Genomic DNA, 12,341 nt, shown 5'->3' on the forward strand with positions numbered 1-12,341 from the left:
ATAAAAGTTAGGCTTTCAAGACTTTAGAATAATAAATTGTATTTAAAATAAATTCGAATAAAATAAAAAATATCTATGTAAATACGATGAGATTAAAAGTTAGCATGATTAATGTTCTAGGAAATTTTCATGAAGAGACTTTTCTTTCTAATAATCAGAGTGAAGCAAAAAGGAATGTTAAGTTATTTAATCCAAGTAATAAGGTGTTAGACGCTAAATAGATATATAAATATTTCTACTAATAACAACAACAAATGGAAGAATTAACTTATAAGGATCTAACTAAAACTGAATTAGACAATCTTAAAGATATTTATATATCAAGTAAGATTGATTCAATGACTGAAAGCGATTTAAGGGAATTTGTAAAGCAAATCATCATCGATCAAGTAAAAGGGACTGTCGGTAATGCAGAAGAGAAAGAAGTTTGGGAAGAAATTAAAGATCATTTTTCAGAGGATTTAACTAAAAAGATTCTGGAAGTAAAACAAAAATGCAGTAAAAATCCACACCTAGAATTAAAAACTCAAGAAGAGATCGAATTTAATAGAAGACTTGGACTTTTAAAACAACAGCAAGAGGAGAAACCGAGTATTGACATGTGGGAAGATTGAATATCCATAATAATTTCATGAGTATATTCTAATATTGGGATTTAGTAGTATTTCAAGTTAAATATAGATATGTAAGTCGAAAAAAGATTGCAAAAATTAAATATAAAAAACTTCTTACAGATCTGTATTTTAATTCATTCAAAAATATAAAATTTTTACCAGAAGGAAAGAATAATGAAAGAAATGAAAAGTAAAATGAAATTTTTTCACACGATGAGAATGTGCTTATGATTGCATGTTTAGGATCATTAATATTTAAAGATAGAAAAAAGAAATTAAGAAAAAAAATGATTGATAAAATTAACAATGAATTTATTAAAATCATTAAATTAACAATCATACTGTAATCCAGTTTTATAATTCTTTTTTTTATTTCCTTAAGATGAGAATTATCCAAACGAAAATATTCAGTTTGAGGAATCCTATAATCTTTATAGCGATAGTGTAACTCTTTTTCTAATTTTATATAATCACTTGTGTACAATTTAGCAATTACATTATCTGGTTTCAGTTGCCTCATCCTATTCTTAAAATTTTTAGTTATTCCAATCTTGTAGATATCTCTATTTCTAATTAAATATAGCCATCCACTCATTAACTTTTTATATTATAATTTACAATATACATGCAATTTATGCTGCCTCAGAATTTCTTATTGAGTTAAATTTATCTCGCATTGTAGGATTATTTCTAGTCAATCTTTTAACAGAAACTTCTTGTGCTTTATCGTTAGCCAACCTCAGATTTCTATCGGCACCAAGCAATGCGTCTTTGGTTTTTTGCAAATGATTAATAGATTTATCAATCTCCATGATTGCTGATTCAAAACGTTTTGAAGCGAGTGCATAGTTTTTACCAAAAGCATCCTTGAAGAGCTCAAGGCTATTTTCAAAATTTGTAATATCAATATTTTGTTCTTTAATAGCTGCTAATTCCGACTTATACTCAAGTACCTTAAGGGAAGCATTTCTCAATAATGAAATAATAGATAAAAAGCATTGAGGTCTGACAACATACATCTTGGGAAATCGATATGAAAAATCAACAATTCCTGAATTAAACAAGTCATTATCAGACTCTAATAATGAAACTAATACAGCATATTCACAATTTTTTTCAATGCGATCTTTGTTTAGCTCCTTAAGGAAGTCCTCATTTTTCTTCTTGTAAGTAGTGTTATCAGATTCATTTTTCATTTCAAACATAATAGAGACTATTTCGTTTCCTTCATTGTCAAAATCGCGAAAAATATAATCGCCTTTACTACCGAAACTAGTATCATTATCTTTTTCGAAATAAGCATTAGGAAAGGCTGTTGAACGTAATCTATTAAACTCATTTTCGCAATGTTGTTCCAATGACTCACCAACCATTTTCGTAGACAATTTGATTTTCAAATCTCGAAGTCTCTGAATTACATCATCACGTTCTTTTAGCTGAATCTCATATTTCATTTTTATTGATTTTTCTGATAATTCTTTTTGTAGTTCAACTTTGTCTAAATTATTTTTTATTTGCTCATAAGCACCTTTTAATTTTGTAATTGCATTAGAAACTGCAAGTTTTTTATCATATTCATTCTTTTCTTTCGTTTTTTCCAATAAATAAGAAAGTGTGTCTATATCTTTTTCGAAGGAATGCTTAAGCTTGCTGACAGCTATATGTTTGTCAGTCTCAGCAGCAGTCAATTGTGACTCAAGAGCTTGCACTTTTTTTTCATTTACAAATGCTGCTTCTTGCATTTTGAATCGGATGTTTTGAATAGCTAGCTCAACTGAATTCTGTTTATCCTTTTCAAGCAATTCAAGTCTATTGCTCAGTTCTTCTTCAAACTGCTGATCTCTTACCTGCTTAGTGATATTTGAGTAATTATCTTGCTCGATGCTAATCTTACTACCGCATTCAGGGCATTTGATTTCATTCATATTTAAATAAAAGAAAAAAACAATATATTTACCCTTTTTATCTGTTTTATTGTCGACAAGCAATAATTATGTTAATCCCAAAAGGCTACAGTAAATAAATATTCAAGTGAGCAAAGCAGATAAGTCTACGAAGCCTTTATTTTATTTTTTTGATGTTGGGTAAATTCTAGACAAATCACCTTTATTTGACTTAATAGCAGCAGTTTTCCATTTGTACCATTTTTTGTTTCTAGAGTAATCTTCCTCCTCCCAGATCTGATTTTGAAATATCAAGATCCCACAAATTATAAAGAATATAAGTGCACCTAGAAAGATATTCCAATCAAGCGTTATTGAAGCACTCGAATATCTCACATAGCCAACTATTTCCAACATATTCTCCTTGTGAACGAATAGTTCCTATAAATAACAATTAGATAATAATGACTTTTTTATACAAGTGAGGTTTTGAGCAAAACCTTATACAGAGGATAAGAACGCATGGCTGAATATATACTTAGCAATTGTATGAAATAAATTATGGTTTTAGAGCAATAATTTTTACTACATAATATATTTATAAACATACAAACTAAAATAAACTGAAAAAGTATTGTATTAAAAAAATGTCATTACTAAACTTTGCTCTTGCCCATTCTGACTTAGGTATAAGCCATTTCACAACAGATTTGATTCTTGTTCTATCTTTTGCAATAGTAACAGCACTTCCTATGTCATTATTAAGACCTCAGATCCAAGAAAAGAATGTAAAAAGCAGTGTTTTCAAAAACTGATAATATAGAGTCGTATCAATAATAAACTACACAATTTATCAATTAAAATTATATCTTAATATATTTTATGATTGATCTAATAACCAATCATAGAATTTTTTGACAAACTAGATTTTAGTTTAAAATATTTTAAATATATTACCATATAAATAATAATATTATTAGCGCCTAAGCATTAGTATAACAAGATCAGATTTTTGTTAATTTTAAACTTTACTACCTTTTTTTGATAAATTTGACACGTTTTCAAACTAAGTGTATGTACAATATACCCAATAGTTGATAGTTATGTCAGAAAAAACCTTATTTATATATGATGGTGAATGTCCATTTTGCAATCACTTTGCACAATTACTTGAATTAAAAAGCAATCTTCAAGAAGTCGAAATATTAGATGGAAGAAAAAATCTCCCGCTCCTATCTCAACTCTATAATCAAGGCTACGATTTAAATAATGGTGCAATTCTTATAAATAATGAAAATATCATGCATGGTGCTGAAGCGATAAATTGGGTTTGTTCTCAAATTAAAGAACCAAGCGATTCTCTTCTAGAAATACTTCGAGTTATTTTCACATCAAACAAGAGGACAAATTTTTTATTCCCTTTTCTTGTATGGGGTAGAAGATTATCACTGACAGTAAAAGGGAAGGTTTGGAAACCAGTAAGTGAAAATATGCAATTTTATTGAATATTTTCATACGACCAGGGATAAAGTTTTTAATTGGATATAAAAATTTAAATTTTATATTTACGAAAAATCAAACAAGCTATTTAATTTCTGTAGAATAAATTCAAGACCTAGATTAATTAATATGGGTTTAAGGCGCAAATTTTCATCACCTGCATTAACTATATTTAATTCACTAATGAATTGTTCATGACATTTTGTTAAAGCCTGAGAATATTTTTTTTACAAGAATATCATCTTTATATTCTTGTTTGTAACATCATTTGATCAGAGAATATACCCTATACCAACGATGAGTTTAAATATGTAAAGATAAGACTTCATACATCTAAGGTTGATATGCTTATAGAAATCCTTGGGAATAGCAATTCATTACTAGTTGTTCTTTTAATTGGTTTGACAATATATTTCGGAATCCAAGCAAAAGCTAAAAATATCAAATGACTTTTAGTTATTTACATAATTGCGCTGATGGCTAATGAACAAGTAAGGTTTCAAAAAAAAAAAAAAAAAAATCTTATTCAAGGATATCTTTTTTAAATTGCTCAAGACTAGGACCCCTTTGACGATCAATACTTGAAATAGGTATCCAACTCCAATCCACAAAAAGAGTAAGCATTACACCAACAAAAATAGACAAAGGTAGAACAAGCTCAAAAAAAACGTGCTTAACCATATAAACCGTTAATTCTGCTGTATTAGTAACAATTTCTTCATAGAGCGGATCAAACAAGAATCTATTTTTGGTACAACCTATTAAGGATAACGAACTAAGATATCAAGATGTGAATATAAATAATTACAGACAAGAGAAAAAAAGAGTATACACCTTATCAAATAAAAGCGTAATGACTAGAAAAAAGAATGCTTGACAAGCATCTATCTAAAATACAAAGGATGATCAAGAATTAAAAACATAGATTTTACCAAGTAGAAAATCGACAAAAGGCAAATCTAATATACTTAAAAAAAGAATGGCGGAAAATCAAGAAAAACTTAAAATTCGAAAAATAGATTAGGTATAGATGATAGTTTTTTCAGGAAAAAATTCGAATTTGATCAAAAAAAAAAAAACCGGTCATGAAAAAACAAATAATTCAGTTGATGAAAAACAGAAAACGGTGTGAATAAGAGACTAAAGATCTTAGTAGGTAAATTAAATATAGACTAATAATAAGACAAATCTATCAAAGATAATTTATCAATTAAAAAAGCCGAGTTGCAGATATGCATCTCGGCTAAATCTAAATGAATTAATTCAGTTATTCAGGAATTAACCTTCTCCTTCTGGAACCAAACGGAACCCTTTTCGTCCCATCTTAATCTCAAAATTATCACCTGGTTTGAGATCTAAAAGAGCTGTATAGGCCTTTCCTATCAATAGGTTTCCATTTCCTTGGACAGTAGCCACATAACTAAGCTTTCTTCCACCTTTACCAATACCACCAGCACTTTCAGCTGCTAGGTTTACACCTTTAGCTTCTAAAAGTGCTTCATAAAAGGCTGTGTAGTTAAGACGCTCTCCGCCTCCTTTCTTAGTGGAAACATATCCACAAGCTTTAACAAGATCAGATTTTGAGACATCTCCCAAGTCTTTGACCTTGGCTAATAAATCCTTACCAGTGAGCATGATAAATAAATGTTTGTACTTATAATACTAACTTATAATTAACAAACTTACAATATTTACATTAGTCCTAGACATTAAAGCTAAAAGTTATGGGAAGAGAAGTATCTAGATTAAACTCAGGAATCCAAGGTTATATTGAAAATTGTTCATGCTTAATAGGATTGATTTATAGGAAACGACCAGTTTGGAAAGCTGAAAAATAAATGATTCGAAGGATCATTTATCTATTAGAAAACGCTGAATCACTAGCAATAGCAAGATTATTTTATAAATAACGAAAAATCTAAAATTTCTTAAAGACAGGTACGAGCAAATAAAAATTTCCCAAAAATTAGTTCGTTTGCTATATAAAGCTTTATATTTGAATATTTGCTAAGAGATGAATCAGAATATAATTACTTATTACAACAAAAAATGAATCTCTCTAAAATCCTTGCGATTTGTATCGTATCTGTATTCATCCTTTCAGCATTTGCGTGATTAATTGGAACTCTATTAAATTCCTAGTATGACAAGAAATTATTATATCTAGCTTTCCATGAGAACAATTATTCTATCCGTTTATTCAAAATAAGACATTTAGAAGCTGATATTTTTAACCTCTATGAAAATTAAATGTGTCAGGAATAATTCCAACGCTTTATTTGATTTTGTCTTAATTTATGGTTCAAAAACAGCACCATTACATATCATCACTGATAAAACATCCATGTTTCATCATTCATCTTCTGTACAGCTTTTATCTGAACCAATGTCGCAGATGTTTTCTTGATACACCTATTCCAGCTTGAAGCCTGTCTGGATAGAGGAATTAACTGAATAGCAATTGTAGTAAAACAAAAAGGTAAAAGTCCTAGAAATATTATCTGGATAAAATCTTTCCTTAGAAAATTCAAGAAAAGTAATCAATAAGATCTATTGAAGCAGTTAAAGGTAAAAAGACATCAAGTCACATTTACAAAGAAAATACGTGAATCATCTTATGCTGCAAAGAATAATAGATGAATAATAAAAATATAGAACACGTCAAATAATGCCAAAACTTATAAATTTAGAAGTTTCAATCTGAATTGTCCCACTTACCAATTGCAAACTCAAGAAAACGATCAATGTCACTATCTGGGCAGCCAGTCTTCATTCGTAATTCCTTACATGCGTCAGAAATCTTATTAAAACAATTTTTCACATCGATATTTCCCTTTATTGCATCAAGCAGTTGCTTGTCGGTAAAGGTCATAATTGGTATTGCAGGGTGTAAAAAACAAGGATATTTTCATTCAGCTTATCTAGCAATCTTGATAAGAACAAATGAATATAACCCATAAATCAAAATCAATGACATCCTCAATTAAATTCTCAGATAAATCAATCAAAGAATTAGCGTGTTAAGGCCAAAGCCCAATTAGGCGAGTATTTGCTATCTCCTAAAATATTTTTGGTTAAAGAAGAATTGCATTTAGCGACTATTCCATTAGTAGGAAAATTAGAAAACAATTCATTTCTTAACCATTGAGAATGCCAGGTTTTGACTTGCCTTGGATCATGCGTTCTTAAGGTTATGGGTACTTCAAAACCCCAATTTTGAAGTTGTGTTAAATCTGACAATTCATCCCTGTTAGATCGAAAGATTTGAAATGCCAAAAAAGACAATGAGGAGTTACTAGCATTTTCAAAAGTTGATGTCGATAACAGCTTCTCAAATGAAAATTTAGAATTACAAAAATGAGAGTATAAAACTCCCTCCAGCTCAACTTCAACCTTTAGAGAGTCATCAATATTCAATGGAATAGCATTGATAGTTTTGATATTCTCAATAATTTCACTATCATCTCGAGAAAAAGCATCAACTAATTGACCGTATTTGTATCTAAGACCTATTGCGAAACCAACAATTTTAGGTTGGACCACCATAGTTGAACCCTCTGGTAATTTTGCCCACCAGCTTGAGAAACAATTTTTATCCAGTCCAAGTAACCTCATACCTATATCAATAGGAGAATGTCATATCAAGTCTCTTCTTTAACCTGTTTTCTTAAGGAATCAAAAATGTACTAGTTTTACAACATTAAATTATGGACAATAAAAAAAAAAAAAAAAAAAAATTCAAAAATATCTAGCTTTTATATATTCTTAGATAGACATGAATTATTAAATATAAAAAAATAAGCTATAGATGGACTTTATACATGGGCTATTACAGATTGAATTACTTGAGTATTAAAACCGGTTTGTGACATTAAGATATTAAAATATGTTTTCACAAATATATTAAAAATATAAGAGAAGGATATTTGAAGCAAAGTCAGTATTTATTCTCATGTTGCCAAAGCTTTTATCACATAATTTTATAGAGAATATTCTATGGATATGACAATATTGGAAAAATACCCTGAAGATATCCCCTGGGATTTAAATATCGAGGAAAGCAACTTCAAATCAATCGAATGGATACTATCTAAATCAGACATAGTTTATACGTTTACGAGGAGTCGTATAAACGATAAATATATCTACATCCAGAAGAATGATGGTATCAGAAAGGCTATCAATGAATATGAAGCCAGGTTTACATACCAAAGGTTATTTGACGAGGGATATTCATTGACTGCCGTTTCCTGATTAATAAATAATTCTTGACGTTGCAGATCATAAGTGTAGTCTTAAAGAAATTAAAACTTTTTAGTAAATGCCAAGGGTAAAAAGAGAGAAGTATCCAGAAAAGGCTCCTTGGGATTTAGGACCATTATCTGAACATAAGGCTCTAGAAAATTGGAGATTAGTAAGAGGATCTGAAATAGTAATTTTTGCTAGAAAAGGTGATGACAATCACTATTTCATTATGCAAAGAGACGATAAGGAACCTATTGAAATTCTCGCGTTCCAAGCGAGGCTCACATATCAACAACTTTTAGATAAAGGTTTCAAACTTGAAGTCTCATAAATTTATTGAGAAGACCACTCATTATCTAAAAAAATATTATGACTGAATTAGAAGAACTTGAAGACATTGTTGGAAACTTAGAAAATATAGAACCTTTCGGAATTGAACCAGATTTTAGCTCTCTTGGACTTGAACCAGCTGAAGTGTTAGGTTTTCAGTCAGAAGAAGAACTAGAGAATGCAGTTCACCTTCTCACAATAGAGCTTGATCAGAAACAAATTATTTTAGCTGACGTTTGATTTAATAAATCACATTCACATAAACATGATCTAATCAACATTTCGTTAATTTAAGTATGTGTTTAATGAATTCTAGCTTCAGGTCTTTTATTAATTAATTAAAGCAATGGATTTCCCATGATAAAGGTTCAAAAAAAATAAAGTTTAATTGCCTTGTTTTAGTTTTTTAAAACATTGCTTACAAAGGATTAAACCTTTTCTTCTATAAAAAGATTCAGATAAAACAGCCTTACAAAGTTGACAATGAACCAATGAATTTTGCATTGTCAAACAAGTGTTTTCTAAGCCCAATCAGTATCTTCCAAAAGGCTGGAATAATCTGAGCTATCGAAGAAAGTATCTTCGTTTAAGAGATCGTCGACTTCAGCGCGAAGCCAATAACTTAGAGACATTGTAATAAGAAATAGAATTAAATAAAGCCTGGAACTATCCAGCCAGTGAAACCGTAATTAATAACAGCTGCTAGAAGACCCATCATTGCAAGTCGACCATTCATTTGCTCTGCTGTTTTCCAATAATTAGTTGCTTTGTTCATTACACGAATCCTGGAATGATTTGACCGGTTGTTGCATATGCACCGACTAAAGCAATGCATCCAAACAATGCTGCATAGCCGTTAAGTCTTTCAGCAGTTACCTTTTTAGGATCAATTTTCCTACCGTTGTTGTCGTTTTGAGTAGTCATTAAACGACACCTGGGATGATTTGACCAGTTGTAAGATATGCACCGATGAGTGCCCAGCATCCAACAAATGCTGCGTAGCCGTTGAGTCTTTCGGCAATTACTTTACCTTCTTCGACTCTTGGAGTTTCAACAGTTGAATTTTTCATTAAACGACACCTGGGATAAGTTGACCTGTTGTTAGGTAGATACCTGTTAGAAGAACGAATGCCATCATGGCTGGTCTTCCGATACTTCTTTCTAGAATTGTTTTGTTAGATGGTTGCATTGTTATTGGTAGTTATTGATTTAGAAAATTCCAGGAATGATTTGGCCTGTTGTTGCGTATGCGCCGAATGCTGCTACGAAGCCAAGCATCGCTGCCCAACCGTTAAACTTTTCTGCTTCTGGAGTCATGATGAAAATCGAGGTGTGTATGTAAATAAATGTAAACTAATTGTAAACATACGTAAAGCTTTCAAAGTACGGCTTGCCTCCTAAGAATGAGATTCAGTCAAAAAGGCTACAAAAAAGGAAATAACTACAGCAGCTTTGAATACACTAATTTTGAAATTTCAAAGAAATATTATTTTTTAAATAAACCAAAAAGCTCCGAAAATATTGTGACACCTGTGTGTATAAATTAAATATAAATTATTTTTTTTGGATCTCAGTTATAAAAAAAGTCAATTTCTTTAGCTTTTAATCCATCCCAACCAGCATTGATTAATCGTGTATTTAGAGTGTCTTGGTCAAAATGTTTGGATCCAGTTTTAACAATACGGTTTCGCATTGATTTCTTAACTCCACTTCTTTTACGCGCATTTTCTTTATCCATGACATCCCTGTAGAGGGTCAGCATTTCTGATGGAATAGGACTTCCATCTAGATCTAAGCCAGCTTGGATAGCGTTATCAATTGCATCTGGGCCAGAGAACTCCACAAGAAAAAAGCGTAATGAATTTATTCTCCTATCGCATCTACCGAATTTCTGGAATTCTTAGTAGAAAGAATAAAAAATATGTAAATTTTACTTTAGGCGATAAATAACTGAAAGATTATTGGCTGGCATATCGATGATGTTATCAAGATTAAATCCATTCTCAGAAGCAATATCGTTAACGTGTTCTAAGTTGCGAAGCCCCCAGAGCGGGTTTTGTATTTTTAAGGATTGATCAAAATTCAAATTACTTTCTGAAGTTTGATTCTCTTTTCTTAAGAAAGGTCCATAGAGCATCAAAAAATTACCTTGATCTAGATATTTCTTTGATTCTTCAAACAAAGATCTTGTACAACTCCATGGTGAGATATGAATCATATTTATGCACACAATTCCCTTAATTAAAGCCCCAAGTCGATTGGTAATTGACCAAGGACGAATATCTACATCAAGATTAAGAGGTTCCGGCATTTTTGAATAAAGCCCCTCATGCCTAATCCATGAATTAATACTTTGTCTATGTTGAAATTCGGGATCACTGGTTTGCCAAGTAATTGATGGGAATTTTTTTTGAAAGAAGACTCCGTGTTGTCCGCTACCACTAGCTATTTCTAAAAGCCAGCAATTAGGAGAAATATAATTGCTTAAAACTGCGGCGATGGAATCACGATTCCTTGTCGTAGCCGGAAAATCTAGGCGATAGTCGGGATTTATATTAACCATGATTTATCAATTGTTAATAGGACGAAGGAATCAGATTTGTTTGGAAGTTTTTCCTTAGAAAAATCTTTAATAATAAAAATAATCATTATTAGTAAAGGAGCTAGAAATGCAGATGCGGCAACTGCTCCAATAATCCGTCTTGAATTGAATAAGGTCTTTTTAACTAATGGGTCACCGCAGAGACCACAAATCAAAACACCATCACTACTAGTTTTATGAAATTGATAACGAGAAGAGCAGAAAGGGCAATAATATCGGCTCATTCCTGATCTTACAAAAAACAAAATTTATCTATATTAAATATGCCTACCATTATAAAAAGCAACCAATTTGATTAAATGTAGGACTTAAAGATGAGAGAAGAGATTGAGGTATCAAATCACCTTGTAAGGAATCTTGAGAGAATATCTCATGACAATTCTATCTTTAATTACAAATCTGGAAGAAATTCCTTCTTATCATTAGGACAAGGAAATATACGTGAATGGTTGGAGATATTTCTTCCGAATACAAGAATAATTCTAGAACCAAAAATCATTGGATCAATCATTGGCATTCAATACATCAATGGAGAATTAAACAAGGTAATAAATAAAAATAGTCAAGACATAACAGAAAGTGTAAGGTCTCTTAAAACTATTCCTAAAAGCCTAGCGATTAAAAACAGACTAGAAATACAAGGAGTTCTTTACGACAATAAAATTTTATCAACTAGAAAAGATGAAACTGAATTTATAGATATTCAAAATTTTATATCACAGTCTAAAAGACTTAAATTCTGCGCTTTTCAAATATGTCAATGCAATATTAATCATTTTCAATCACTTCAGGAATTAAAACATCTAAATTTTGAAATCCCACAAACTCAATTTACAAACTTCATTTCTGATGTAGAAATCTATCTTCAATGTTGGAGAGAGGGTAAGTTATTTACAAGTTATCCAACAAATGGACTAGTATTGAAAATCAATTCAAGAAAATTGCAAAAGTATCTTGAAGAAAATAACCTATCAATACCTTGGGCATACGCCATAAATTAATGATTATTGCTACAACTCAAAAAGCATCACAAGTAATTGGAAGAGTTGAGATCATTTCCCCAATGGGATTTTCAATCCTAACCATAGGAATACTATTTACAAAAGGTATACCACTAACAATGATTTTAAGAGGAAAGAAAGATTAAGTTATTTTCACTTACAAATT

At 30.6% G+C, this 12,341-nt stretch carries 22 protein-coding genes; 7 read left to right on the forward strand and 15 right to left on the reverse strand.

Translation table 11 applies throughout. The annotated features are described in order from the left end of the window. Positions 1 to 254: 254 nt before the first annotated feature. Positions 255 to 614, forward strand: coding sequence for a DUF7326 family protein (locus tag AC6EI2_RS02140; RefSeq protein ID WP_498462784.1), 360 nt, complete (start codon positions 255 to 257; stop codon positions 612 to 614). A gap of 52 nt (positions 615 to 666) precedes the next feature. Here the strand turns inward: AC6EI2_RS02140 and AC6EI2_RS02145 are convergent, their stop codons facing one another. From AC6EI2_RS02145 to AC6EI2_RS02155, 3 genes are all read right to left on the reverse strand, one after another. After that, a complete protein-coding gene (locus AC6EI2_RS02145; protein ID WP_498462785.1) occupies positions 667 to 1,209 on the reverse strand; it encodes a GIY-YIG nuclease family protein in 543 nt (180 codons plus the stop codon). Between the two features lie 37 nt (positions 1,210 to 1,246). After that, complete coding sequence (locus AC6EI2_RS02150; protein ID WP_498462786.1) at positions 1,247 to 2,539, reverse strand: DUF2130 domain-containing protein; 1,293 nt, start codon at positions 2,537 to 2,539, stop codon at positions 1,247 to 1,249. A 141-nt stretch (positions 2,540 to 2,680) separates the two neighbouring features. Further along, entirely contained in the window at positions 2,681 to 2,914 is a 234-nt protein-coding gene (locus AC6EI2_RS02155) for a hypothetical protein (RefSeq protein WP_498462787.1), read from the reverse strand. Between the two features lie 230 nt (positions 2,915 to 3,144). On the opposite strand from AC6EI2_RS02155, the gene AC6EI2_RS02160 reads away from it, so the two are divergent. After that, on the forward strand, positions 3,145 to 3,312 hold the full coding sequence (locus AC6EI2_RS02160; RefSeq protein ID WP_498462788.1) for a hypothetical protein: 168 nt from the start codon (positions 3,145 to 3,147) through the stop codon (positions 3,310 to 3,312). Positions 3,313 to 3,600: 288 nt separating this feature from the next. Continuing rightward, positions 3,601 to 4,002, forward strand: coding sequence for a DCC1-like thiol-disulfide oxidoreductase family protein (locus AC6EI2_RS02165; protein ID WP_498462789.1), 402 nt, complete (start codon positions 3,601 to 3,603; stop codon positions 4,000 to 4,002). Positions 4,003 to 4,519: 517 nt separating this feature from the next. Here the strand turns inward: AC6EI2_RS02165 and AC6EI2_RS02170 are convergent. The 4 genes from AC6EI2_RS02170 to AC6EI2_RS02185 form a co-directional block, all read right to left on the reverse strand. After that, entirely contained in the window at positions 4,520 to 4,735 is a 216-nt protein-coding gene (locus AC6EI2_RS02170) for a hypothetical protein (protein ID WP_498462790.1), read from the reverse strand. Between the two features lie 540 nt (positions 4,736 to 5,275). Then, complete coding sequence (locus AC6EI2_RS02175) at positions 5,276 to 5,632, reverse strand: AbrB family transcriptional regulator (RefSeq protein ID WP_011293945.1); 357 nt, start codon at positions 5,630 to 5,632, stop codon at positions 5,276 to 5,278. A gap of 1,060 nt (positions 5,633 to 6,692) precedes the next feature. After that, on the reverse strand, positions 6,693 to 6,869 hold the full coding sequence (locus AC6EI2_RS02180) for a hypothetical protein (protein WP_498462791.1): 177 nt from the start codon (positions 6,867 to 6,869) through the stop codon (positions 6,693 to 6,695). 140 nt (positions 6,870 to 7,009) lie between these two features. Then, positions 7,010 to 7,612, reverse strand: coding sequence for an NAD-dependent DNA ligase (locus tag AC6EI2_RS02185; protein WP_498462792.1), 603 nt, complete (start codon positions 7,610 to 7,612; stop codon positions 7,010 to 7,012). A 706-nt stretch (positions 7,613 to 8,318) separates the two neighbouring features. Here AC6EI2_RS02185 and AC6EI2_RS02190 point away from each other — a divergent pair. Both AC6EI2_RS02190 and AC6EI2_RS02195 read left to right on the forward strand, forming a co-directional pair. Next, entirely contained in the window at positions 8,319 to 8,573 is a 255-nt protein-coding gene (locus AC6EI2_RS02190) for a hypothetical protein (RefSeq protein WP_498462793.1), read from the forward strand. A gap of 38 nt (positions 8,574 to 8,611) precedes the next feature. Beyond that, positions 8,612 to 8,812 carry a hypothetical protein gene (locus AC6EI2_RS02195; RefSeq protein WP_498462794.1) on the forward strand — a complete coding sequence of 67 codons (201 nt, stop codon included), beginning with the start codon at positions 8,612 to 8,614 and terminating at the stop codon, positions 8,810 to 8,812. Positions 8,813 to 9,221: 409 nt separating this feature from the next. Here AC6EI2_RS02195 and AC6EI2_RS02200 read toward each other — a convergent pair whose 3' ends face one another. The 8 genes from AC6EI2_RS02200 to AC6EI2_RS02235 all read right to left on the reverse strand — a co-directional run bounded on the left by AC6EI2_RS02200 (position 9,222) and on the right by AC6EI2_RS02235 (position 11,398). Further along, entirely contained in the window at positions 9,222 to 9,347 is a 126-nt protein-coding gene (locus AC6EI2_RS02200; protein ID WP_498462795.1) for a high light inducible protein, read from the reverse strand. Further along, a complete protein-coding gene (locus AC6EI2_RS02205; protein WP_498462796.1) occupies positions 9,347 to 9,496 on the reverse strand; it encodes a high light inducible protein in 150 nt (49 codons plus the stop codon). Before AC6EI2_RS02205 ends, AC6EI2_RS02200 begins: the two co-directional genes overlap by 1 nt. Next, positions 9,496 to 9,642 carry a high light inducible protein gene (locus tag AC6EI2_RS02210; RefSeq protein WP_269615540.1) on the reverse strand — a complete coding sequence of 49 codons (147 nt, stop codon included), beginning with the start codon at positions 9,640 to 9,642 and terminating at the stop codon, positions 9,496 to 9,498. The genes AC6EI2_RS02205 and AC6EI2_RS02210 overlap by 1 nt, the downstream gene beginning before the upstream one ends. Beyond that, positions 9,642 to 9,761: a high light inducible protein gene (locus tag AC6EI2_RS02215; RefSeq protein ID WP_011294968.1), complete on the reverse strand. Its 120-nt coding sequence runs from the start codon at positions 9,759 to 9,761 to the stop codon at positions 9,642 to 9,644. The genes AC6EI2_RS02210 and AC6EI2_RS02215 overlap by 1 nt, the downstream gene beginning before the upstream one ends. A 20-nt stretch (positions 9,762 to 9,781) precedes the next feature. Beyond that, on the reverse strand, positions 9,782 to 9,889 hold the full coding sequence (locus AC6EI2_RS02220) for a high light inducible protein (RefSeq protein ID WP_011125327.1): 108 nt from the start codon (positions 9,887 to 9,889) through the stop codon (positions 9,782 to 9,784). 253 nt (positions 9,890 to 10,142) lie between these two features. Next, entirely contained in the window at positions 10,143 to 10,415 is a 273-nt protein-coding gene (locus AC6EI2_RS02225; RefSeq protein ID WP_498462797.1) for a small RNA NsiR4-regulated ssr1528 family protein, read from the reverse strand. Between the two features lie 87 nt (positions 10,416 to 10,502). Continuing rightward, the gene (locus AC6EI2_RS02230; RefSeq protein WP_498462798.1) at positions 10,503 to 11,135 is read right to left on the reverse strand and encodes a DUF938 domain-containing protein; all 633 of its coding nucleotides are present in this window, start codon (positions 11,133 to 11,135) and stop codon (positions 10,503 to 10,505) included. Beyond that, on the reverse strand, positions 11,123 to 11,398 hold the full coding sequence (locus AC6EI2_RS02235) for a hypothetical protein (RefSeq protein ID WP_498462799.1): 276 nt from the start codon (positions 11,396 to 11,398) through the stop codon (positions 11,123 to 11,125). The genes AC6EI2_RS02230 and AC6EI2_RS02235 overlap by 13 nt, the downstream gene beginning before the upstream one ends. Before the next feature lie 90 nt (positions 11,399 to 11,488). Between AC6EI2_RS02235 and AC6EI2_RS02240 the strand changes: the two genes are divergently transcribed. Further along, entirely contained in the window at positions 11,489 to 12,175 is a 687-nt protein-coding gene (locus AC6EI2_RS02240; protein WP_498462800.1) for a hypothetical protein, read from the forward strand. Beyond that, a complete protein-coding gene (locus AC6EI2_RS02245) occupies positions 12,175 to 12,321 on the forward strand; it encodes a hypothetical protein (RefSeq protein ID WP_498462801.1) in 147 nt (48 codons plus the stop codon). The genes AC6EI2_RS02240 and AC6EI2_RS02245 overlap by 1 nt, the downstream gene beginning before the upstream one ends. Positions 12,322 to 12,341 lie beyond the last annotated feature (20 nt).

Source organism: Prochlorococcus sp. MIT2302 (genome assembly GCF_059772385.1).

Coding starts and splice junctions, on each gene's coding strand:
- AC6EI2_RS02140 (WP_498462784.1), top strand. CDS start 255: ATGGAAGAATTAACTTATAAGGATCTAACTAAAACTGAATTAGACAAT.
- AC6EI2_RS02145 (WP_498462785.1), bottom strand. CDS start 1,209: ATGAGTGGATGGCTATATTTAATTAGAAATAGAGATATCTACAAGATT.
- AC6EI2_RS02150 (WP_498462786.1), bottom strand. CDS start 2,539: ATGAATGAAATCAAATGCCCTGAATGCGGTAGTAAGATTAGCATCGAG.
- AC6EI2_RS02155 (WP_498462787.1), bottom strand. CDS start 2,914: ATGTTGGAAATAGTTGGCTATGTGAGATATTCGAGTGCTTCAATAACG.
- AC6EI2_RS02160 (WP_498462788.1), top strand. CDS start 3,145: ATGTCATTACTAAACTTTGCTCTTGCCCATTCTGACTTAGGTATAAGC.
- AC6EI2_RS02165 (WP_498462789.1), top strand. CDS start 3,601: ATGTCAGAAAAAACCTTATTTATATATGATGGTGAATGTCCATTTTGC.
- AC6EI2_RS02175 (WP_011293945.1), bottom strand. CDS start 5,632: ATGCTCACTGGTAAGGATTTATTAGCCAAGGTCAAAGACTTGGGAGAT.
- AC6EI2_RS02180 (WP_498462791.1), bottom strand. CDS start 6,869: ATGACCTTTACCGACAAGCAACTGCTTGATGCAATAAAGGGAAATATC.
- AC6EI2_RS02185 (WP_498462792.1), bottom strand. CDS start 7,612: ATGAGGTTACTTGGACTGGATAAAAATTGTTTCTCAAGCTGGTGGGCA.
- AC6EI2_RS02190 (WP_498462793.1), top strand. CDS start 8,319: ATGCCAAGGGTAAAAAGAGAGAAGTATCCAGAAAAGGCTCCTTGGGAT.
- AC6EI2_RS02195 (WP_498462794.1), top strand. CDS start 8,612: ATGACTGAATTAGAAGAACTTGAAGACATTGTTGGAAACTTAGAAAAT.
- AC6EI2_RS02200 (WP_498462795.1), bottom strand. CDS start 9,347: ATGAACAAAGCAACTAATTATTGGAAAACAGCAGAGCAAATGAATGGT.
- AC6EI2_RS02205 (WP_498462796.1), bottom strand. CDS start 9,496: ATGACTACTCAAAACGACAACAACGGTAGGAAAATTGATCCTAAAAAG.
- AC6EI2_RS02210 (WP_269615540.1), bottom strand. CDS start 9,642: ATGAAAAATTCAACTGTTGAAACTCCAAGAGTCGAAGAAGGTAAAGTA.
- AC6EI2_RS02215 (WP_011294968.1), bottom strand. CDS start 9,761: ATGCAACCATCTAACAAAACAATTCTAGAAAGAAGTATCGGAAGACCA.
- AC6EI2_RS02220 (WP_011125327.1), bottom strand. CDS start 9,889: ATGACTCCAGAAGCAGAAAAGTTTAACGGTTGGGCAGCGATGCTTGGC.
- AC6EI2_RS02230 (WP_498462798.1), bottom strand. CDS start 11,135: ATGGTTAATATAAATCCCGACTATCGCCTAGATTTTCCGGCTACGACA.
- AC6EI2_RS02235 (WP_498462799.1), bottom strand. CDS start 11,398: ATGAGCCGATATTATTGCCCTTTCTGCTCTTCTCGTTATCAATTTCAT.
- AC6EI2_RS02240 (WP_498462800.1), top strand. CDS start 11,489: ATGAGAGAAGAGATTGAGGTATCAAATCACCTTGTAAGGAATCTTGAG.
- AC6EI2_RS02245 (WP_498462801.1), top strand. CDS start 12,175: ATGATTATTGCTACAACTCAAAAAGCATCACAAGTAATTGGAAGAGTT.